The 19,448-nt window shown below is 61.0% G+C and carries 20 protein-coding genes and 1 pseudogene; 6 read left to right on the top strand and 15 right to left on the bottom strand.

All coding sequences use genetic code 11. The annotated features are described in order from the left end of the window. Positions 1-67: 67 nt before the first annotated feature. Together UW3_RS0104195 and argF are read right to left on the bottom strand one after the other, a co-directional pair. Positions 68-1,177 carry an ABC transporter ATP-binding protein gene (locus tag UW3_RS0104195; protein WP_010221032.1) on the bottom strand — a complete coding sequence of 370 codons (1,110 nt, stop codon included), beginning with the start codon at positions 1,175-1,177 and terminating at the stop codon, positions 68-70. Then, positions 1,174-2,094, bottom strand: a complete 921-nt coding sequence (gene argF / locus UW3_RS0104200) for an ornithine carbamoyltransferase (protein ID WP_010221033.1) — start codon at positions 2,092-2,094, stop codon at positions 1,174-1,176. The genes UW3_RS0104195 and argF overlap by 4 nt, the downstream gene beginning before the upstream one ends. Positions 2,095-2,471: 377 nt before the next feature. Between argF and UW3_RS0104205 the strand changes: the two genes are divergently transcribed. Next, positions 2,472-4,580, top strand: a complete 2,109-nt coding sequence (locus tag UW3_RS0104205) for a molybdopterin oxidoreductase family protein (protein WP_010221034.1) — start codon at positions 2,472-2,474, stop codon at positions 4,578-4,580. Positions 4,581-4,672: 92 nt separating this feature from the next. After that, positions 4,673-5,005, top strand: coding sequence for a Grx4 family monothiol glutaredoxin (gene grxD / locus UW3_RS0104210; protein WP_010221035.1), 333 nt, complete (start codon positions 4,673-4,675; stop codon positions 5,003-5,005). 68 nt (positions 5,006-5,073) lie between these two features. On the opposite strand, the gene bfr is transcribed toward grxD, so the two are convergent. Then, on the bottom strand, positions 5,074-5,544 hold the full coding sequence (gene bfr, locus UW3_RS0104215) for a bacterioferritin (RefSeq protein WP_010221036.1): 471 nt from the start codon (positions 5,542-5,544) through the stop codon (positions 5,074-5,076). Positions 5,545-5,742: 198 nt separating this feature from the next. Beyond that, complete coding sequence (locus tag UW3_RS0104220) at positions 5,743-5,961, bottom strand: bacterioferritin-associated ferredoxin (RefSeq protein WP_010221037.1); 219 nt, start codon at positions 5,959-5,961, stop codon at positions 5,743-5,745. A 234-nt stretch (positions 5,962-6,195) separates the two neighbouring features. Between UW3_RS0104220 and UW3_RS0104225 the strand changes: the two genes are divergently transcribed. Then, the gene (locus UW3_RS0104225; RefSeq protein ID WP_010221038.1) at positions 6,196-6,798 is read left to right on the top strand and encodes a peroxiredoxin; all 603 of its coding nucleotides are present in this window, start codon (positions 6,196-6,198) and stop codon (positions 6,796-6,798) included. Positions 6,799-6,868: 70 nt separating this feature from the next. On the opposite strand, the gene rnt is transcribed toward UW3_RS0104225, so the two are convergent. Together rnt and pyrC are read right to left on the bottom strand one after the other, a co-directional pair. Next, positions 6,869-7,480, bottom strand: coding sequence for a ribonuclease T (gene rnt, locus UW3_RS0104230; RefSeq protein ID WP_249684437.1), 612 nt, complete (start codon positions 7,478-7,480; stop codon positions 6,869-6,871). A 56-nt stretch (positions 7,481-7,536) separates the two neighbouring features. Next, positions 7,537-8,583 carry a dihydroorotase gene (pyrC, locus tag UW3_RS0104235; protein ID WP_010221040.1) on the bottom strand — a complete coding sequence of 349 codons (1,047 nt, stop codon included), beginning with the start codon at positions 8,581-8,583 and terminating at the stop codon, positions 7,537-7,539. A gap of 130 nt (positions 8,584-8,713) precedes the next feature. On the opposite strand from pyrC, the gene UW3_RS0104240 reads away from it, so the two are divergent. Beyond that, complete coding sequence (locus tag UW3_RS0104240) at positions 8,714-9,667, top strand: flagellar protein MotY (RefSeq protein WP_010221041.1); 954 nt, start codon at positions 8,714-8,716, stop codon at positions 9,665-9,667. Positions 9,668-9,796: 129 nt separating this feature from the next. Continuing rightward, complete coding sequence (locus UW3_RS0104245) at positions 9,797-11,014, top strand: argininosuccinate synthase (RefSeq protein WP_010221042.1); 1,218 nt, start codon at positions 9,797-9,799, stop codon at positions 11,012-11,014. A gap of 64 nt (positions 11,015-11,078) precedes the next feature. Here the strand turns inward: UW3_RS0104245 and UW3_RS29230 are convergent, their stop codons facing one another. Further along, a complete protein-coding gene (locus UW3_RS29230; RefSeq protein ID WP_232531760.1) occupies positions 11,079-11,606 on the bottom strand; it encodes a hypothetical protein in 528 nt (175 codons plus the stop codon). A 442-nt stretch (positions 11,607-12,048) separates the two neighbouring features. Between UW3_RS29230 and UW3_RS0104255 the strand changes: the two genes are divergently transcribed. Next, on the top strand, positions 12,049-12,675 hold the full coding sequence (locus tag UW3_RS0104255; RefSeq protein ID WP_010221044.1) for a response regulator transcription factor: 627 nt from the start codon (positions 12,049-12,051) through the stop codon (positions 12,673-12,675). Between the two features lie 62 nt (positions 12,676-12,737). Here UW3_RS0104255 and UW3_RS28955 read toward each other — a convergent pair whose 3' ends face one another. The 8 genes and pseudogenes from UW3_RS28955 to metG all read right to left on the bottom strand — a co-directional run bounded on the left by UW3_RS28955 (position 12,738) and on the right by metG (position 19,329). Next, positions 12,738-12,914 carry a PA3496 family putative envelope integrity protein gene (locus UW3_RS28955; RefSeq protein WP_010221045.1) on the bottom strand — a complete coding sequence of 59 codons (177 nt, stop codon included), beginning with the start codon at positions 12,912-12,914 and terminating at the stop codon, positions 12,738-12,740. 105 nt (positions 12,915-13,019) lie between these two features. Next, positions 13,020-13,658 (bottom strand): endonuclease III, encoded by a 639-nt coding sequence (nth, locus tag UW3_RS0104265; protein ID WP_010221046.1) that lies wholly within the window; start codon positions 13,656-13,658, stop codon positions 13,020-13,022. A 4-nt stretch (positions 13,659-13,662) separates the two neighbouring features. Further along, positions 13,663-14,187 carry an Rnf-Nqr domain containing protein gene (locus UW3_RS0104270; RefSeq protein WP_026001192.1) on the bottom strand — a complete coding sequence of 175 codons (525 nt, stop codon included), beginning with the start codon at positions 14,185-14,187 and terminating at the stop codon, positions 13,663-13,665. Further along, positions 14,180-14,797 (bottom strand): RnfABCDGE type electron transport complex subunit G, encoded by a 618-nt coding sequence (locus UW3_RS0104275; protein ID WP_010221048.1) that lies wholly within the window; start codon positions 14,795-14,797, stop codon positions 14,180-14,182. Before UW3_RS0104275 ends, UW3_RS0104270 begins: the two co-directional genes overlap by 8 nt. Continuing rightward, the gene (locus UW3_RS0104280; protein WP_010221049.1) at positions 14,794-15,780 is read right to left on the bottom strand and encodes an RnfABCDGE type electron transport complex subunit D; all 987 of its coding nucleotides are present in this window, start codon (positions 15,778-15,780) and stop codon (positions 14,794-14,796) included. The genes UW3_RS0104275 and UW3_RS0104280 overlap by 4 nt, the downstream gene beginning before the upstream one ends. Before the next feature lie 4 nt (positions 15,781-15,784). Next, positions 15,785-16,621, bottom strand: a pseudogene (gene rsxB, locus UW3_RS0104285) (electron transport complex subunit RsxB); the annotation flags it as partial. Next, positions 16,618-17,199 (bottom strand): Rnf-Nqr domain containing protein, encoded by a 582-nt coding sequence (locus UW3_RS0104290; RefSeq protein ID WP_010221051.1) that lies wholly within the window; start codon positions 17,197-17,199, stop codon positions 16,618-16,620. The gene UW3_RS0104290 and the pseudogene rsxB, both read right to left, overlap by 4 nt. A gap of 90 nt (positions 17,200-17,289) precedes the next feature. Continuing rightward, entirely contained in the window at positions 17,290-19,329 is a 2,040-nt protein-coding gene (gene metG, locus UW3_RS0104295; RefSeq protein ID WP_010221052.1) for a methionine--tRNA ligase, read from the bottom strand. Between the last annotated feature and the right edge of the window lie 119 nt (positions 19,330-19,448).

Here is a 19,448-nt window from a genome sequence, read left to right on the forward strand (position 1 = left end):
TCGCGGGGCAAGCCAGCGCCTACATTGACCTTTGTAGGAGCGGGCTTGCCCCGCGATTGGCCCTGCATCAGACCGTCGAGCTGTACCGGCGAACGCCGTTCTCCGGCACCGGCAACTGCGCCGCCACGCTGCCCGGTACGGCAAACACCACCAGGTGGTCCGCCGCCACTTCAATCCCTACTTCGGCACCGACCTGATGGTCGTTGTGGCTTGGGAAGATCGCTTCCAGCTGGCTGCCGGTAGGCAGTTGCAGGCGATACAGGGTCGCGGCACCGAGGAAGCTCTTGCCCACGATCAACGCCTTCAGTTCGCTGTGCGGCGCATGGATGATGTCATCCGGGCGCAGCAACACGTCCACGGCGCTGCCAGGCGTCAGGGTGTAGGCACGGTTGCCGCGCAGCTCACCGAGTTCGGTGCGTACCGATTCAGGGCTGGTCAACTGGCCGCGAATGAAATAGCCCTGGCCAATGAAACTGGCCACGAATGGTGTCAGCGGTTCGTGGTAGAGGTTGTAGGGGGTGTCCCATTGCTCCAGACGACCTTCCTTGAATACACCGACGTGATCGCTGACGGCAAAGGCCTCTTCCTGATCGTGAGTGACCAGGATCGCGCTGGTGCCACGGCTTTTGAGAATGTCGCGCACTTCATGGCTCAGGCGCCGGCGCAGCTCCACATCAAGGTTGGAGAACGGTTCGTCGAGCAGCAGCAATTGCGGCTCGGGAGCCAGCGCGCGGGCCAGGGCCACACGCTGCTGCTGGCCGCCGGAAAGCTCGTGGGGGTAGCGTTTGCCCAGGCCGCCGAGCTTGACCAGCTCAAGCATCTCTTCGACCACCTGGCGTTGCTGAGGATGCTTGCCGATGCCGAAGGCGATGTTCTCGGCCACGGTCAGGTGCGGGAACAGCGCGTAGTCCTGGAACACCATGCCGATCCGGCGTTTCTCCGGGGCCAGGGTGAACCCGGCCCTGGAGATGACCTCGCCACCCAGCTGGATCTCGCCTTCGTGCACCGGCTCGAAACCGGCAATGGCGCGCAGGGTGGTGGTCTTGCCGCACCCCGAGGAGCCCAGCAGGCAACCGATGTCGCCGGCGTTCAGGTGCAGGTTGAGGTTCTGGACGATGCGCTGCTCGCCATAGCCACAGGCGAGCTCGCGCAGGTTAAGCAGTAAAGGTTGACTCATGCGTGGTGATAGGCCGGTTCAACAAGAAATTCGAGAAGCGCCTTCTGTGCATGCAAGCGGTTTTCGGCCTGGTCCCAGGCGACCGAACGGGGGTCGTCGAGCAGGTCCAGGCTGATTTCCTCGCCGCGGTGGGCGGGCAGGCAGTGCATGAACAGGGCATCGGGTGCTGCCAGGTCGAGCAGTTCGCGGGTTACCTGGTAAGGCGCGAACAAGGCCAGACGCCGTGCAGTTTCCTCTTCCTGACCCATGGAAGTCCAGACATCGGTGCTCACCAGGTGGGCGCCCTGCACCGCAGCCTTGGGTTCACGGAAGATCTGTACGCGGTCACCGGCCTGGGCCAGGAACTGCGCATTGGGCTCGAATTCGGCCGGGCAGGCGATGCGCAGCTGGAAGTCGAACTGGATGGCCGCCTCTATATAGCTGTTGCACATGTTGTTGCCATCGCCGATCCAGGCCACGGTCTTGCCCTGGATGGCGCCGCGGTGTTCGAGGAAGGTCTGCATGTCGGCCAGCAACTGGCACGGGTGCAGGTCGTCGGACAGGCCGTTGATGACGGGCACCCGCGAGTTGGCGGCGAATTCGGTCAGGGTGCTGTGGGCAAAGGTACGAATCATCACCGCATCGAGCATGCGCGACATGACGATGGCGCAGTCGCCGATCGGTTCGCCACGGCCCAGCTGGGTGTCCCGTGGCGAGAGGAAGATGGCCTGGCCACCGAGCTGGATCATGCCGGCTTCGAACGACAGGCGAGTGCGGGTCGAGGATTTTTCGAAGATCATCCCCAGCACGCGGTTTTTCAGCGGTTCGAACAGTACGCCGCGGTTACGCAGGTCCTTCAGCTCGATACCTCGACGGATCACACTGAGCAGTTCGTCGGGTGTGAAATCCATCAGGGAGAGAAAGTGCCTAGCGCTCATGTTTGACTACCTTTTTGCAACAGACCGCAGATCAGCCATACCGGTTTTTCAAAACAACGGAAGTGACCTGCGGCGAAAGCCGCACGGGGCGACGAATTAGGGGAAGACGCAATACTATAATTAAATGTCGCGTCATACCAAGAGGGGGTTTCGTCGCCGATGTTTCAGGCAGTGTCGTAACCCATTGGACAGAAGCTTTTTTTATACGTTACACAAGGGTTTTACACTGCCTGCCTGCGCCTTGGCAAACCGGGCGGCGGGCCGGTTGCGAATCGCTACGCCTGATGCCCGAAGATTCACGTGACAAACCTCGCTGGTACGTGCGCCGGGCCAGGCTCATAGTCAGTTCATCCCAGACACCCAAGCAAGAGGTGGCCATGAACAAGACCCTGCATCACCGTGCCTGTCATCTGTGTGAAGCCATCTGCGGCTTGACCCTGGAAATCACCCACCAGCCCGATGTCGTCCCGCGCATCACCTCGATCAAGGGTGACCCCGAGGACCGCTTCAGCCGCGGCCACATCTGCCCCAAGGCGGTGGCCTTGCAGGATATCCAGAATGACCCGGACCGCCTGCGGGCGCCGCACAAGCGTGTCGGTGACAGCTGGCAGGCGATCAGTTGGGAAGAGGCCTTCGAACTGGCCGCGCAAAAGCTCTGGGCCATCCAGCAGGCCCACGGGCAAAACGCCGTGGCGGTGTATCAAGGCAACCCGAGCGTGCACAACTACGGGCTGATGACCCACAGCAACTACTTCCTCGGCCTGCTCAAGACCCGTAACCGCTTCTCTGCCACCTCGGTGGACCAACTGCCGCATCACCTGACCAGCTACCTGATGTACGGCCATGGCCTGTTGCTGCCGATCCCGGACATCGACAACACCGCGTTCATGCTGATCCTGGGCGGCAACCCGCTGGCCTCCAACGGCAGCATCATGACCGTGCCGGATGTCGAGAAGCGTCTCAAGGCAATCCAGGCCCGTGGTGGCAAGCTGGTGGTGGTCGATCCGCGCCGCAGCGAGACGGCGGCCATGGCGGATCAGCATCTGTTCATTCGCCCCGGCGGCGACGCCGCGTTGCTGTGTGGCCTGCTCAATACGTTGTTTGCCGAAGGCTTGACCCGCCAACCGAGCCTGCCGGTGGAGGGCCTGGGCGAGGTGCAAGCGGCGATCGCGCCGTTCACGCCCGAGGCCATGAGCCCGCTGTGCGGCGTCCAGGCGCAGGTAATTCGCCAGTTGGCCCGGGACTTTGCCGCCGCCGACAAGGCAGTCTGTTACGGGCGCATGGGCATCTCGACCCAGGCCTTCGGCACCTTGTGCCATTGGCTGGTGCAGCTGATCAACCTGGTCAGCGGCAACCTCGACCGCGTGGGGGGTGCCCTGTGTACCGAACCCGCGGTGGATCTGGTGGCCAGTACTTCGGGTGGTCATTTCAATGCCTGGCAGAGCCGGGTCTCGGGGCTGCCCGAGTACGGCGGCGAATTGCCGGTGGCGGCCCTGGCCGAAGAGATGCTAGTCGAAGGTGAGGGGCAGGTTCGCGCGCTGGTGACGGTCGCGGGCAACCCGGTGCTGTCCACGCCCAATGGCCGGCAGTTGGAGCGGGCCCTGGACGGCCTTGAGTTCATGCTCAGCATCGACCTGTACATCAACGAGACCACCCGTTACGCCGACCTGATCCTGCCGTCCACCTCGGCACTGGAAAATGATCACTACGACACCACCTTCAACCTGTTGGCAGTACGCAACGTGAGCCGCTTCAACCGGGCTGTCCTGCCCAAACCCGAAGGCGCCTTGCATGACTGGGAGATCTTCGTCGGCCTGGCCAAGGCTTTTGCCGCCCGCAGTAACAAGCCGTTGAAGCCGACCCTGGCGCCGGCGCAGATGATTGATATCGGCCTGCGCCAGGGCCGATACGGTGAAGCCTCGGCGTTCAAACTGTCGCTTGAGACCCTCGACCAGCACCCCCATGGCATCGACCTGGGGCCGCTGCAGCCCAACCTTGCCGCGCGCTTGAAGACGCCTAACCAACGGATTCAAGCCGCACCGCGGGAGATGCTCGGCGACCTGCAGCGCTTTGCCGGGCAACAGCCGCTGGCGGCGGATCAACTGCTGCTGATCGGTCGTCGCCATGTACGCAGCAATAATTCCTGGATGCATAACTACCACCGCCTGGTCAAAGGCAAGCCGCGCCATCAACTGCTGATGCACCCGGATGACCTGGCCGGTCGCCACTTGCAGGACGGCCAACGGGTGCGGGTCAGCTCGCGGGTAGGCGAAATCGAGGTCGAGGTGCAGGCCAGCAGCGACATGATGCCGGGGGTGGTCAGCTTGCCCCATGGCTTTGGCCATGCCCGTGCCGGAGTGCGCCTGGAGATCGCCCAGGCGCACCCCGGCGCCAGTGCCAACGACCTCACCGATGAGCGCCAGTTCGATGCAGTGTCGGGCAACGCGGCGCTCAATGGCGTGCCAGTGCAGGTGGTTGCGGCCTGATATCGGCAAGGCCGAGCGTCCTGCTTGGCTTTCCGATACAATGCGTCACCGTGCCGACAACCAGGTCGGAAAGTTCAGCCGCGAGGTGCTTCATGGATATTATCGAAACAATCAAAGAGCAGATTGCCAACAACACCATTCTGCTTTACATGAAAGGCTCGCCGAATGCCCCGCAGTGCGGCTTTTCGGCCAAGGCGGCGCAAGCCGTGATGGGCTGCGGCGAGAAATTCGCTTACGTGGATATCCTGCAGAATCCGGAAATCCGCGCCAACCTGCCAAAGTACGCTAACTGGCCAACCTTCCCGCAACTGTGGGTTGCTGGCGAGCTGGTCGGCGGTTCCGACATCATGGCTGAAATGTTTGCCAACGGCGAACTGCAGACCCTGATCAAGGAAGCTGCAGCCAAGGCCGCTGACAAGGCCTGATTCCAGGTTTGGTCAAAAAAAAGCCCCGCAATGCGGGGCTTTTTTTGCCTGTAGGGCAGGGGGGGAACTTACTCGCCCATCTGCGACTGCAGGTAGTTCTCCAGGGTGATCTTGTCGATCAGGCTCAACTGGGTTTCCAGCCAGTCGATGTGCTCTTCCTCGGCTTCGAGGATGTCTTCGAGCAGTTCACGGCTGCCGAAGTCGCCGACGGTCTCGCAGTGGGCGATGGCGGCCTTGAGGTCGACCAGGCCTTTTTGCTCGATCTTCAGGTCGCACTCAAGCATTTCCTTGGTGTGCTCACCAATCAGCAACTTGCCCAGGTCCTGGACGTTGGGGATGCCTTCGAGGAACAGAATACGCTTGATCAGTTTGTCAGCGTGTTTCATCTCTTCGATGGATTCTTTGTACTCGTGCTTGCCGAGCTTCTCCAGGCCCCAGTCTTCGTACATGCGGGCATGCAGGAAGTATTGGTTGATTGCGACCAGCTCGTTTCCGAGGATCTTGTTGAGATGCTGGATGACGCTAACGTCGCCTTTCATGATGGGGTCCTGCCCTGTAAGTGTGTCTATCAAGGCAAGTCTGAGCTTCGCAACTTCTACTGTCAAACCTAAGTTATTGAATAATAAATGAAAATTAATCGGAATAAGAATGTTTGTGTTCCGCGTTAAACCCCTAACTACTTGAATTACAGGCATAAAAAAACCGGACACTGGGTCCGGTTCTTGGAATTCGCTGAATTATGCTGCCGTAAATTCTACAGGATAGGGCAGGGCAGCCTGGCTGACCTGAAGCTCGGTGAGGGTTTCGCGCACTACCTGCTTGGCCAGGCAGGCACATTTGCCACACTGGCTTGCCACGTTGGTGGCGCTTCTGACTTCCTTGTAGCTGCAGCATCCTTCATAGATCGCATCGCGGATCTGTCCGTCGGTCACACCAACACAAAGACACACATACATAGGGCTGGCCATCGCTGGTTAAGGCTCAATTCGAAGAAGCTTAATGTTAATGAGAATGCTTGTCAAAGCTCTTTCTGCAGGGCGCGGACTAGAGCGACCAACGGCTGATTGTCGAGCGTTCGGACTGAAACTCGGCGAGCGGCTCCGGGCGGTGTATGATGGTCGGCCATTTCGATGCCAGGCCGGTGCATGCTGGCCTGTGCAAGATGATTCCACCCCATCAGGAGATATCGCATGAGCGTACTCGTTGGCAAAAATGCCCCGGACTTCACCGTTCCAGCTGTTCTGGGCAACGGCGAAATCGTCGACAGCTTCAACCTGGCTTCGGCCATCAAAGGCAAGTACGGCCTGGTGTTCTTCTACCCGCTGGACTTCACCTTCGTCTGCCCGTCCGAGCTGATCGCTCTGGACCACCGCATGGCTGAATTCAAGGCGCGCAACGTTGAAGTGATCGCCGTGTCGATCGACTCGCACTTCACCCACAACGCCTGGCGCAACACCCCGATCAATGCCGGCGGCATCGGTCAGGTCCAGTACATCATGGCTGCTGACATGAAGCACGACATCGCCAAGGCCTACGACGTAGAGTCCGAAGGCGGCGTGGCTTTCCGTGGCGCCTTCCTGATCGACGACAAGGGCGTTGTCCGCTCGCAAATCGTCAACGACCTGCCACTGGGCCGTAACATGGACGAGCTGCTGCGTCTGGTCGACGCCCTGCAGTTCCACGAAGAGCACGGCGAAGTCTGCCCTGCCAACTGGAAAAAAGGCGACAAGGGCATGACCGCTTCGCCAGAAGGCGTTGCTGCTTACCTGAGCGAGAACGCTGGCAAGCTGTAATTGCCAGGTATAAAAAAACCGGCCTGATGGCCGGTTTTTTTATGCCTGTAGGAGCGGGCTTGCCCCAGCGTCAGTCGTTGAAGTCCTGCCAGCCGCCCATTTCTTTCCAGCGGTTGACGATGCCGCAGAACAGCTCGGCAGTCTTCTCGGTGTCGTAACGCGCCGAGTGCGCCTCACGGCCATCGAAGTCGATGTCGGCGCTCTGGCAGGCCCGCGCCAGCACGGTCTGGCCATAGGCAAGGCCGGCCAGGGTGGCGGTGTCGAAGCTTGAGAACGGATGAAACGGGTTGCGCTTCATGTCGTGGCGGGCCACGGCGGCATTGAGGAAGCCCAGGTCGAAGCTGCTGTTGTGACCGACCAGGATCGCCCGTTTGCAGCCATTGGCCTTGAGCGCCTTGCGCACGCCACGGAAGATGTCGGTCAGGGCCGACTCTTCGCTGACGGCCATGCGCAGCGGGTGGTCGAGCTTGATTCCGGTGAACTCCAGGGCGGCCTGCTCGATGTTGGCGCCTTCGAACGGCTCGACGCGGAAGAAATAGGTGTGTTCCGGGAACAGGAAACCTTTTTCGTCCATGCCGATGGTGACTGCGGCGATCTCCAGCAGGGCGTCGGTCGCGCAATTGAAACCGCCGGTTTCAACGTCGACCACTACCGGCAGGTAACCGCGAAAGCGCTCAGCCATTGGGTGGCGTGGACCGCCACCATGACCTTCCTGGTCGTCTTCGTACTGATCTTCGCTCACGCAGTTTCCTCCAGCAGGCGCCAGCGCAGTTGCTCACCGGCGCGCAGCGGGATAACGGTCTGCTCGCCGAACGGCAAGCTGCTTGGGGCGGTCCAGCTGTCGCGGACCAGGGTAATCGTATCGGTGTTGGCCGGCAGGCCGTAGAAGGCCGGGCCGTGCAGGCTGGCGAAGCCTTCGAGCTTGTCCAGCGCATTGCGTTGTTCGAACGCTTCGGCGTACATCTCGATCGCGGCATAGGCGGTGTAGCAGCCGGCACAGCCACAGGCCGCTTCCTTGGCGTGCTGGGCGTGCGGAGCCGAGTCGGTGCCGAGGAAGAACTTGCTGCTACCGCTGGTGGCGGCGTCCAGCAAGGCCACCTGGTGGGTGTTGCGCTTGAGGATCGGCAGGCAATAGAAGTGCGGACGAATACCGCCCACCAGCATGTGGTTGCGGTTGTACAGCAGGTGCTGGGCAGTGATGGTCGCGCCAACGTTGGCCGGGGCCTCGTTGACGAACTGCACGGCGTCGCTGGTGGTGATGTGTTCAAACACCACCTTGAGGGTCGGGAAGCGCTCGACCACACGGCGCAGGTGCTCGTCGATGAACAGCTTCTCGCGGTCGAACACGTCGATCTCGCTGCGGGTCACTTCACCGTGCACCAACAGCGGCATGCCGACCTCGGCCATGGCTTCAAGCACCGGGAAGATCTTGTCGACACTGGTCACGCCGGAATCGGAGTTGGTCGTCGCGCCAGCCGGATACAGCTTGGCGGCATGGACAAAACCGGTGGCCTTGGCCGCGCGGATTTCCTCGGGCTGGGTACGGTCGGTGAGGTACAGCACCATCAACGGCTCGAAACGGCTGCCGGCAGGGCGTGCAGCGAGGATGCGCTCGCGGTAGGCACCGGCTTCGGCGGCGTTGCGCACCGGTGGCACCAGGTTGGGCATGATGATTGCGCGGGCAAAGGTGCGCGCAACGTCGCCGACGGTATGCGGCAGTACAGCGCCATCACGAAGATGGATGTGCCAGTCGTCGGGACGCAGGAGGGTCAGGCGGTCGGACATTGGGGATTCCAGGCGGGTCGAACTCAAGGTCAATGCTACCGGAAAAGCCGGTTGCGAGCACTCGCTATCAAGTTTTGCCGCGCCCGACCGATAGCGTGCAGGTATACCGTGAAAATCTGTGGAGCCGCCCGTGCGCCAGCGTTATCTAGCCCTGCTCAGTGTGTTTGCCAGCATGCCCGCCATGGCACTCACCTTCCAGACCCGTCTGGAGAACATCGAGTGGAAGGTCGAAGGCGATCAGTTCGAATGTCGGCTGGTTCAACCCATTGCCGATTTCGGCAGCGGCGAGTTCGTCCGTCGCGCCGGCGAGCAGGCGACTTTCCAGCTGCGTTCAAGCAACAATGTGCTCGGCACAGGCTCCGCCACCCTGCTGGCGGCGGCCGCGCCGTGGCAGCCCGGTCGCGGCGATATCAACCTGGGGGCGGTGCGCATGGCTCGCAGTGGCGTGCTCTTCACCAGCTCCCAGGGCCAGGCCAGCCGCCTTATCAACGGTTTGCTCGATGGTCGCAGCACCGTGGTGCGCAACTATGCCGGTGAAGCCGGGCGGACCATGGAAGTGCGGGTGTTGCCAGTCAAGTTCAACAAGGCCTACGGCGATTATCAGGCCTGTGCGGCAAAGCTCTTACCGATGAACTATGACCAGGTGCGCCAGGCGCAGGTTGGCTTCCCTGGCGGGGGCATCGACCTGGATGCCGATGCCAGGGCACGCCTGGATGTGATCCTCGACTTTCTCAAGGCGGACCCTTCGGTCAACCATATCGAACTCGATGGTCACTCCGACAACAGCGGTAACCGCCTGACCAACCGCGACCTGTCACGGCGCCGGGCGCTGGCGGTGATGGAGTACCTCAAGGCCCATGGCATTCCCGAAGAGCAGATCACCGTGCGCTTCCATGGCGAGCGCTATCCGCTGGCGCGCAACAACAGCGCGACCAACCGCGCACGCAACCGGCGGGTGAACATTCAGCTTGATCGGGTAACGCCGGTCGAAAAACCGCTGGAAAAACCGCTCGAGCCTGCCGTCAAAGCACCAGCCGCACCGGCTGCGGCGACAGAGGCCAGCAAGCCGGTCAGCAAGTCCTGAGCTGCGACAGTCCGTCGCGCTCTCGACAGTTCCTGTCGCTTTGTCGTCACAAGCTGTCGCCCCACTGTAAATTTTGTCGCAAGGTCGGTAGAATCAACGGCTTTCCGTACAACCCCGTGGAGTGATGGCATGGCGGACGTAAAAAAGGTCGTACTGGCGTATTCCGGCGGCCTTGATACTTCGGTGATTCTCAAGTGGCTGCAGGATACCTACAACTGTGAAGTGGTGACCTTCACCGCTGACCTGGGACAGGGCGAAGAGGTCGAACCGGCCCGCGCCAAGGCTCAGGCCATGGGCGTCAAGGAAATCTACATCGACGACCTGCGCGAAGAATTCGTACGCGACTTCGTGTTCCCGATGTTCCGCGCCAACACCGTCTATGAAGGCGAGTACCTGCTGGGTACTTCCATCGCTCGTCCACTGATCGCCAAGCGCCTGATCGAAATCGCCAACGAAACCGGCGCCGATGCCATTTCCCATGGCGCCACCGGTAAAGGCAACGACCAGGTACGTTTCGAGCTGGGTGCCTATGCGCTCAAGCCAGGCGTCAAGGTTATTGCGCCATGGCGTGAATGGGACCTGCTGTCCCGTGAAAAGCTGATGGACTACGCCGAGAAGCACGGTATCCCGATCGAGCGTCATGGCAAGAAGAAGTCGCCGTACTCGATGGACGCCAACCTGCTGCACATCTCGTATGAAGGCGGCGTGCTGGAAGACACCTGGACCGAGCACGAAGAAGACATGTGGCGCTGGACCAAGTCGCCAGAAAACGCCCCGGACGTTCCGACCTACCTGGAACTGACCTACCGCAACGGCGATATCGTTGCCCTGGACGGCGTTGAAATGTCGCCTGCCACGGTGCTGGCCACCCTCAACCGCATCGGCGGCGAGAATGGCATCGGTCGCCTGGACATCGTCGAGAACCGTTACGTCGGCATGAAGTCCCGCGGCTGCTACGAAACCCCAGGCGGCACCATCATGCTGCGCGCCCACCGGGCGATCGAATCGATCACTCTGGACCGCGAAGTCGCTCACCTCAAGGATGAGCTGATGGCCAAGTACGCCAGCCTGATCTACACCGGCTACTGGTGGAGCCCTGAGCGTCTGATGCTGCAACAGATGATCGATGCGTCCCAGGTCAATGTGAACGGTGTCGTGCGCCTGAAACTGTACAAGGGCAACGTCATCGTCACCGGCCGCAAGTCGGACGATTCGCTGTTTGACGCCAACATTGCCACCTTCGAAGAAGATGGCGGTGCGTACAACCAGGCTGACGCAGCGGGCTTCATCAAGCTCAACGCCCTGCGCATGCGCATTGCTGCCAACAAGGGCCGCAAGCTGGTCTGACGCTTGTTACCCCAGAAAACCCCGGCGTGCCGGGGTTTTTTTTGCCTGTTGGTTGCGTGCAGCACTACGCTTTGCTCAATGATTGCCTCATCAGGGTGATTTGCGCGCCCGTGTCGAGGTTGCTCAAGATCCACTTGTTACAAGGCAATCGTGTGGGCTTTAGTGCTTGCAGTACGAAGTACTCTATTAACTCGCTTGCAGCCGGGCCGCGGAATGCGATAGTCACTGTGCTCAGCTCGGACATGTCCGCAAGCACATGCCGTGTTTCAACTTCTTTAACTGGCGTGCTTGGTAAATCAATGTCGGCGACTTCGTGGGTGGGCGGTTCAACCTGGAGGGGGATGTGTGCAGGAGCAGGCGCCGCGGCTGCAGTGAGTTCATTTATTTCGGGGGAATAAAGGGACTTGTAATTGAAATTCAAAGTAAGAAAGAACAATACCGTCAGGAAGAACGGAAAGCCGACCAGAAACCAGGTGTAAATACCTTGGCTATCCTCCCCCAGGAATGGCAGAGAGGCCAGCGCTGATGCTTCGATGATGCCAGCAAAAATCGCAATGATCGTCAGTGGGCTTTTCGGCTCGACTTTACTCATGCAGTTACCCTTGCGCTTGGTGAGTCCGCTCCTATGTTTCCGCAGGTTTAGCATGCTCGGCACAGCCTCGGGCAGCATGGCTCACTTCTCGGGTGGGTAATCTACCCATGAATCATGTAAGGCGGTTTTACATGGCTGAATATTATTGTTTTTATCAAACAGATCTATAGGACTTTTCCTTCAGCTATTAAGGCCGAGTTTCATAGGCGGTTTCTTTGTCTAGTGCTACCTTTATTCAGGAAGTGTGAGGCTGTCAGCACTGTGGTTCGAGTGTTGGTTCTTTAGGGATTTTGGTTTTGCTGGCTTGTAGGATAATTCTCTAAAGCCCGTAGGTTGCGTCCTTGTATGCATTTGCTTGTTAACGGCGCAATACAATATGTCGTACAACTAGGCTATTGTGCGAGCTCAAAATAATAGAACAGCGAACAATTGGATTTTGCTCATGAATAAAGTCCTGATCGTGGATGATCATCCGGTCATTCGCCTGGCTGTACGCATATTGATGGAGCGGCATGGTTATGAAGTCATTGCCGAGACAGATAACGGTGTGGACGCATTGCAGCTGGCGCGCGAGCATGGTCCTGATATCGTCATCCTGGACATCGGTATCCCCAAGCTTGACGGCCTTGAAGTGATCGCCAGGTTGACCGCCAACAATGCCAGCATCAAGGTGCTGGTGCTGACCTCGCAGGCGCCCGGGCATTTTTCCATGCGCTGCATGCAAACGGGGGCTGCGGGCTATGTCTGCAAACAGCAGGATCTCACCGAACTGCTCAGTGCCATAAAGGCAGTGCTTTCCGGTTACAGCTACTTCCCCAACCAGGCGTTGCATTCCGTGCGCTCGAACCTGGGTGGCTCGAGCGAGGCGGACATGGTCGAGCGCTTGTCGGGCCGGGAGATGATGGTCTTGCAGCAGCTTGCCCGCGGCAAGACCAACAAGGAGATCGCCGACGGCATGTTCCTCAGCAACAAGACGGTCAGTACCTACAAGACGCGTTTGTTGCTCAAGCTCAATGCTCGCTCACTGGTCGATCTGATCGAGCTGGCCCAGCGTAACGGCCTGGTTTGATACACCCAGAAACAACAAAGCCTCCATCAAGGAGGCTTTTGTGCTTTTACGGCATCATCCCTTCAGAGGTCGAAGTCGTAGTCAGCCAGCTGCTTCTGCAAGCGACGTTCTTCCAGCAGGTTGTCGATGGTGCGGCGTTTGCTCAGGTTGGTTTTCGCCACTTCAACCGGTACATCGTCATCTGCTTCTTCAGTGGCGATGTCATCATCTATAACCAGGTCTTCTTTATCGGTGCTCATAAGTCACTCCAAGCCAAGAGGGCCATTGGCGCACCTTATAGCGAGAATTTCTGAGCGGGTAAAAAAGATTTTTTCAATCGGTTGAGCAGTGTTTTCACTATCTTCTCAATCGTCCGAGGTTTTGTGCTTGTACTCGCACAAATCTTCGATCCGGCAACTCCCGCAGCGGGGTTTGCGCGCCTGGCACACATAGCGTCCATGCAGGATCAGCCAGTGGTGGGCGTCCAGCAGGTAAGCCTTGGGCACGAACTTCATCAGGGCCTTTTCAACCTCCAGGACGGTCTTGCCCGGCGCAATTCCAGTACGGTTGCTGACCCGGAAGATATGCGTATCGACGGCCATGGCCAGTTGCCGAAAGGCTGTGTTGAGTACCACGTTGGCGGTCTTGCGGCCAACCCCGGGCAGGGCCTCCAGCGCTTCGCGGGTTTCCGGCACCCGGCTTTCGTGCTGTTCGATGAGCAGGCGGCAGGTTTCGATGACGTTTTTCGCCTTGCTGTTGTACAGGCCGATGGTCTTGATGTATTCGGACAGGCCTTCGACGCCCAGGGCGTAGATCGCTTCCGGGGTATTGGCGACCGGGTACAGCCTGGCCGTGGCTTTGTTCACACTGACATCGGTTGCCTGGGCCGAGAGGATCACCGCAATCAGCAGTTCGAACGGGCTGCTGTAGGCCAACTCGGTTTTCGGCTCAGGGTTGTCTTCGTGCAGCCTGCGAAAGATCTCCAGGCGTTTGGCGGCATTCATGGGGTCAACGCTTTCCTTGACGACGTGTAGGGGCTGGCCGTCGGCAAACCCGGTTGTAAAGGGCCAGCATCAGGCCCAAAAGTATCAGCGCACCGGGCAACAGGCTGGCCAGGCGCAGGTTGGCAAACTCGCCAAGCCCTTGCCTGAACAGCCCCATGGCCATGCACAACAAAGCGAAACCGCCCAGTGTGGCCGCCGCCGTACGCCAACGGCCGCTGGCGCCCTGGGCGAACTCGAATACCAGGCATTGTACGGCGATCAGTGCCGAATAGGGGCCCAGCGCCAGCGACAGTGGCAGGGCCCAGGCGCGCAGGGCCAACTCCAGGCAGGTGACCAGCAAGGCGGCCAGCAGCACGCTGGCGATCAGGCTGGCGCTTGCATCCAGCACTTTGTGCAGGGGCGTCATGCACAGCCGGTGCAGGCCGATGATCAACAGGCTGAGCAGCGCAATGGCACTTGCCTGCGCTAACGTCTGTGTGGCCCCCAGCAAGGGCGCCAGGCTTATGGCCGCGAGCCACTGTCTATTCATTGGCGCCCCCTGTCAGCAGTTGCTGGCGATGCTCGTCGAAATAGCGCAGGGCATCATGGGTGGCCTGAATGACTGCCCGGGAGGTGACGGTGGCGCCGGCCAGTTGATCGAACTGACCGCTATCGCGCTTGAGCGCCCAGGCGGTATCGGCAATGGTGTGCCGGCTGCTGCCGACAAAACCTTGCAGCCAGGTGTTGCCGGGTTCGACCAGCTTGCCGCCCAGGCCAGGGGTTTCCTGTTGTTGCAACACCTTTACGCCGATCAGGCGGCCGCTGTCATCGATGGCAATCAACAAGTCCAGCGGGCCGCCATAGCCCTGCGCCTGGCTGTGCAGCACGACCGCGCGGGGCTGCCCCTGCAAGGTCGCCAGATAGCCTGCGAGCAGGCGGCTGTGATCCAGGGGCGCGGCCCCCAGGCGCAGGGGGTGTTGTAGCGGCTGGTTGTCGTAGTGCTGTTCGGGCAGCACGCTGAGCCAGCGTTGGGTCTTGAGCTGCTGCTCGGCGTCCGTGATGCGCTGGGCGGTGAGCTGGTGCCAGAGTACTGTGCCGCCCACGGCCAGCACGGCAAGGGCCAGCAACAGCGCCGTGGAGCGTATCGACGTGGTGTTCATTGCGCTTGCGCCTGCCCGCGCTCTGCCCAGCGCTCCAGCGTGGGAACACAGAGATTCATCAACAAGACCGCGAATGCGGCACCGTCCGGATAGCTGCCCCAGGTTCGAATCAGGTAAATGAGCACGCCCGCGCCGATACCGAACAGCAGCTTGGCTTTTGGGCTTTTCGGCCCTGACACCGGCTCGGTGACGATGAAAAACGCCGCCAGCATGGTCGAGCCAGACAGCAGATGCAGCAGCGGCGAGCCATTGGAGTCCGAGCCCGAGCCGTTCCAGCACACCAGGCTGATCAGCAGCAAGCTGGCCAACAGGCCGACCGGGGCATGCCAGCTGATGACCTTGCGCTGTAACAGCAGCAAGCCGCCGAGTACAAAGGCCAGGTTGACCGCTTCGCTGCCCCGGCCGCCAAAGTGGCCGAAGCCGGGATGGCTGGCGAACAGCTCATCCATGGTCAGGCTGCGGTTGTTGCGCAGGCCGTCCAGTACCGTGGCTTGCGCCCAGGCATCCGGCTGGTTGCCGGGACCAAGGCCGAATACCTGCTGCAGCGTATCTGCCAGCCCCAGTACCTGGGTGACCGGCCACTGGGTCATATGTTGTGGAAACGACAGCAGCACCAGCACATAGCCGACCATCGCCGGGTTGAACAGGTTCTTGCCGACACCGCCGTAGAGTTGCTTGCCCAGGACAATGGCGCTGCTGGCGGCAATCATTGGCAGCCACCAGGGGGTGTAGGCCGGCAGTGCCGCCGTCAGCAGGACGGCAGTGACCAGGGCGCTGCCATCATTCAGGGCGGGTCGGATCGGCCGGTGTTGCAGTTTCAGCAGTAGCGCTTCACTTGCCAGTGCCGCGCTGGCGCACAGCAGCAGGTTCAAGAGCAGCCCCCAGCCGTGTAGCCACAGCAGGGTCAGCAACCCTGGCGCGCAGGCCAGCAGCACCAGGCCCATGGTGCTGCGCAGGCGTTCGCTGTTATCAGTCGCGGCCATGGTCGGCTGCCGGTTGTAGTGTTTGCAGGCGCGTATGGGCCTGTTGCGCTTCGCGCTCAAGCTCCGCCAGCTGTGCTTGCTGGGTCTCGCTCGGGGTATCGCCAAAGGCCGCCCTGGCCTTGCTCAATTGCGCCCGGCTCATGGCCGCGGCGATTTTGGCCTGCTTGAGGGCGGCATCGGCGGCCGCGGCTTTCTGTGCCTTGACGCGTTCGATGGCCGCCTTGATCGGGTCGTCGACCGCCGCGCTTGGGGTGGCCGCGGTGGGGTTGGCTGCCCGCTGGCTGCGGGCCAGGCGTTCGGCCTGCTTGCGTGCTTCTTCGCGTTGCAGGCGGTTGTTGCGCTGCTCAAAACGGCGCCGGGCATGGTTGCGCTTATGGCTGCGGGCTGCGAGTGTTTCGGCATCCTGGGCCAGGCCGCCGACAATCGCCACGATGTTGCTGCTGGCCGTCAATGGCAGCAGGTCGATGCAGTCCACCGGGCAAGGCGCCACGCACAGGTCGCAGCCGGTGCATTCGGCGCTGATCACCGTGTGCATCAGCTTGGCCGCGCCGACAATGGCGTCCACCGGGCAGGCCTGGATGCATTTGGTACAGCCAATGCATTCGGCTTCGCGAATGAATGCGACCTGCGCCGGAGCTCTGCCGCGCTCGGGGTCCAGTTCGATCACCGGCACTTCCAGCAACCTGGCCAGGGCGGCGATGGTCTCGCGGCCTCCGGGTGGGCATTTGTTGATCGCTTCGCCCGCAGCCAGGCCTTCGGCATAAGGCTTGCAGCCTGGGTGGCCACACTTGCCGCATTGGGTCTGCGGCAGCAGGGCGTCGATGCGTTGAATCAGACTCATGGGTTGAATAATCCGTTAAAGCCGAGAAACGCCATGGCCATCACGCCGGCGCCAATCAGTTCGATCGGCAGGCCGCGAAATGCCTCTGGGATGTCGTCGTTGTCGCTGCGTTGGCGCAGGTCTGCGAACAGGCTCAAGGCCAGCCAGAAGCCCAGGCCGCCACCCAGGCTCCAGGCCAGGGTTTGCGCGATGCCAAAACCGTTTTCGCTGGCCTGCAGGCTCAAGCCTAGCAGCGCTACGTTGGCCAGCAGCAAGGGCTGCAAGCCGTCAAAGGGCAGGGCGGGCAGCAGGCGTGTCAGCAGAGTGAGCAGCGGCTTGATCAGCAGCACGCACAGCGGCAGGAACACGAACAGGCGCAGGTACTCAAGCTGCAGGGGCAGCAGCGCCAGGCGGTAGATCAGTTGCCCAAGGCCGACTACCAAAACCAGCAGCACCAGGGTTGCCAGCCCCAGTGCATGCACCTGGCGCCGATCCTGATCGGTAGCGCTGCGCAGCAGTGGGTCGATGGCCAGTCCCTGGTGCAGGACCAGGTTGTTGATCAGCGCGGCGCTGACCAGGGCCAGAAAGAATTCGCTCATGAGGGGGCCGAATGCTGAGGCTGTCCGCCATTATCCGGCAATGACGCGAGGATGAGAACGCCCCGGCCGCAATCGGCCGGGGCGTGAACCTTACTTGATGCGCTGGCCCGGCTTGGCGCCGCTGTCAGGGCTGAGCAGGTAGATCTCTTCGCCGCCAGGGCCGGCTGCCATGACCATGCCTTCGGAGATGCCAAAGCGCATTTTGCGCGGTTTGAGGTTGGCGATCATCATGGTCAGGCGACCTTCGAGCTTGGCTGGGTCCGGGTAGGCCGACTTGATGCCGGAGAACACGTTGCGTTGTTCGTCGCCGATGTCCAGGGTCAGGCGCAGCAGCTTGTCAGCACCTTCCACGGCTTCGGCCTTGAGGATCAGCGCGACCCGCAGGTCGACAGCGGCAAAGGTGTCGAAGTCGATCTCGGCCGACAGCGGGTCCTTGGCCAGTTCGCCATTACCGGTGACGACGCTGGTCTGGCTGGCCGCCAGGTCTTCCTTGGAGGCCGCGGTCATGGCTTCGACCTTGGCTGGGTCGATACGGCTCATCAGCGCCTTGAACGGGTTGAGCTGGTGATTGCTCAGGCGGGTCTGATGGTCGGCCCAGGTCAGCGGGGCGACGTTGAGGAACGCCTCGGCGTCGGCGGCCAGCACGGGCAGTACCGGTTTGAGGAAGATCACCAGCTGGCGGAACAGGTTGATGCCCTGGGCGCAGATCGCCTGGACTTCGTCCTGCTTGCCTTCCTGCTTGGCCAGCGACCATGGCGCCTTGTCGGCGATCCAGGCGTTGGCGCGGTCGGCCAGGCCCATGATCTCGCGCATGGCGCGGGCAAAGTCGCGGCCTTCGTACGCTTCGGCAATGCCCGGAGCGGCGGCAAGGAAGGCTTCGGTCAGCTCTGGTGCGGCGTCGCCGTCAACCATGACGCCGTCGTTACCCTTGTGGATGAAACCGGCGCAGCGGCTGGCGATGTTGACCACCTTGCCGACCAGGTCGGAGTTGACCTTCTGGATGAAGTCTTCCAGGTTCAGGTCGAGGTCGTCGACGCCGCGGCCAAGCTTGGAGGCGTAGTAGTAGCGCAGGTACTCCGGCGCCAGGTGATCCAGGTAGGTGCGGGCCTTGATGAAGGTGCCGCGCGACTTGGACATCTTCGAGCCGTTGACGGTCAGGTAGCCGTGCACGTTGATACCGGTCGGCTTGCGGTAGCCGGCGCCTTCGAGCATGGCGGGCCAGAACAGGGCATGGAAGTTGACGATGTCCTTGCCGATGAAGTGGTACAGCTCGGCTTTCGAGTCCTTGCTCCAGAACGCGTCGAAGTCCAGCTCCGGGCGGCGGGCGCAGAGGTTCTTGAAACTGGCCATGTAGCCGATCGGTGCGTCCAGCCAGACGTAGAAGTACTTGCCCGGCTCATCGGGGATCTCGAAGCCAAAGTACGGCGCATCACGGGAGATGTCCCATTCCTGCAGGCCGGCATCCAGCCATTCGGCGATCTTGTTGGCCACCGCGTCCTGCAGGGTGCCGCTGCGGGTCCACTGCTGGAGCATGGCCTGGAAGTCCGGCAGCTTGAAGAAGAAGTGCTGCGAGTCCTTGAGCACCGGCGTGGCGCCGGAGATCGCCGACTTGGGGTTCTTCAGCTCGGTTGGCGCGTAGGTGGCGCCGCATTTTTCGCAGTTGTCGCCGTACTGGTCTTCAGTCGCGCACTTGGGGCAGGTGCCCTTGATGAAGCGGTCGGCCAGGAACATTTTTTTGTCCGGGTCGAAGTACTGGGTGATCGAACGGGTAGCGATGTGCCCGGCGTCACGCAGCTTGAGGTAGATCTGGCTCGACAGTTCGCGGTTTTCTTCGGCGTGGGTCGAGTGGAAGTTGTCGAACTCGACCAGGAAGTCGGCGAAATCCCCGCTGTGCTCGGCCTGGACGGCGGCAATCAGCTGCTCGGGGGTGATGCCTTCTTTCTCGGCGCGCAGCATGATGGCCGAACCGTGGGCGTCGTCCGCGCAGACATAAATGCACTGGTTGCCGCGAAGCTTCTGGAAGCGCACCCACATGTCTGTCTGGATGTACTCGAGCATATGGCCAAGGTGAATGGAACCATTGGCATAGGGCAGGGCGCTGGTGACGAGAATCTGACGTGGCTCGGACATGGGGGCTCGGCTACTTTTTTCGGCTACTTGAGATGAAACGGTGATCGGCCACTATAAAACGCCGGGAAATATATTTCACCCCATGGACGTATCTGAACAGGTATGACGGGTTAGCATAG

Origin of the sequence: Pseudomonas donghuensis, from assembly GCF_000259195.1 — a bacterium.
GTDB lineage: Bacteria > Pseudomonadota > Gammaproteobacteria > Pseudomonadales > Pseudomonadaceae > Aquipseudomonas > Aquipseudomonas donghuensis.

Excerpts from the sequence above, each read along its gene's own strand:
- UW3_RS0104195 (WP_010221032.1), bottom strand. The coding sequence starts at position 1,177 with ATGAGTCAACCTTTACTGCTTAACCTGCGCGAGCTCGCCTGTGGCTAT.
- argF (WP_010221033.1), bottom strand. The coding sequence starts at position 2,094 with ATGAGCGCTAGGCACTTTCTCTCCCTGATGGATTTCACACCCGACGAA.
- UW3_RS0104205 (WP_010221034.1), top strand. The coding sequence starts at position 2,472 with ATGAACAAGACCCTGCATCACCGTGCCTGTCATCTGTGTGAAGCCATC.
- grxD (WP_010221035.1), top strand. The coding sequence starts at position 4,673 with ATGGATATTATCGAAACAATCAAAGAGCAGATTGCCAACAACACCATT.
- bfr (WP_010221036.1), bottom strand. The coding sequence starts at position 5,544 with ATGAAAGGCGACGTTAGCGTCATCCAGCATCTCAACAAGATCCTCGGA.
- UW3_RS0104220 (WP_010221037.1), bottom strand. The coding sequence starts at position 5,961 with ATGTATGTGTGTCTTTGTGTTGGTGTGACCGACGGACAGATCCGCGAT.
- UW3_RS0104225 (WP_010221038.1), top strand. The coding sequence starts at position 6,196 with ATGAGCGTACTCGTTGGCAAAAATGCCCCGGACTTCACCGTTCCAGCT.
- rnt (WP_249684437.1), bottom strand. The coding sequence starts at position 7,480 with ATGGCTGAGCGCTTTCGCGGTTACCTGCCGGTAGTGGTCGACGTTGAA.
- pyrC (WP_010221040.1), bottom strand. The coding sequence starts at position 8,583 with ATGTCCGACCGCCTGACCCTCCTGCGTCCCGACGACTGGCACATCCAT.
- UW3_RS0104245 (WP_010221042.1), top strand. The coding sequence starts at position 9,797 with ATGGCGGACGTAAAAAAGGTCGTACTGGCGTATTCCGGCGGCCTTGAT.
- UW3_RS29230 (WP_232531760.1), bottom strand. The coding sequence starts at position 11,606 with ATGAGTAAAGTCGAGCCGAAAAGCCCACTGACGATCATTGCGATTTTT.
- UW3_RS0104255 (WP_010221044.1), top strand. The coding sequence starts at position 12,049 with ATGAATAAAGTCCTGATCGTGGATGATCATCCGGTCATTCGCCTGGCT.
- UW3_RS28955 (WP_010221045.1), bottom strand. The coding sequence starts at position 12,914 with ATGAGCACCGATAAAGAAGACCTGGTTATAGATGATGACATCGCCACT.
- nth (WP_010221046.1), bottom strand. The coding sequence starts at position 13,658 with ATGAATGCCGCCAAACGCCTGGAGATCTTTCGCAGGCTGCACGAAGAC.
- UW3_RS0104270 (WP_026001192.1), bottom strand. The coding sequence starts at position 14,187 with ATGAATAGACAGTGGCTCGCGGCCATAAGCCTGGCGCCCTTGCTGGGG.
- UW3_RS0104275 (WP_010221048.1), bottom strand. The coding sequence starts at position 14,797 with ATGAACACCACGTCGATACGCTCCACGGCGCTGTTGCTGGCCCTTGCC.
- UW3_RS0104280 (WP_010221049.1), bottom strand. The coding sequence starts at position 15,780 with ATGGCCGCGACTGATAACAGCGAACGCCTGCGCAGCACCATGGGCCTG.
- UW3_RS0104290 (WP_010221051.1), bottom strand. The coding sequence starts at position 17,199 with ATGAGCGAATTCTTTCTGGCCCTGGTCAGCGCCGCGCTGATCAACAAC.
- metG (WP_010221052.1), bottom strand. The coding sequence starts at position 19,329 with ATGTCCGAGCCACGTCAGATTCTCGTCACCAGCGCCCTGCCCTATGCC.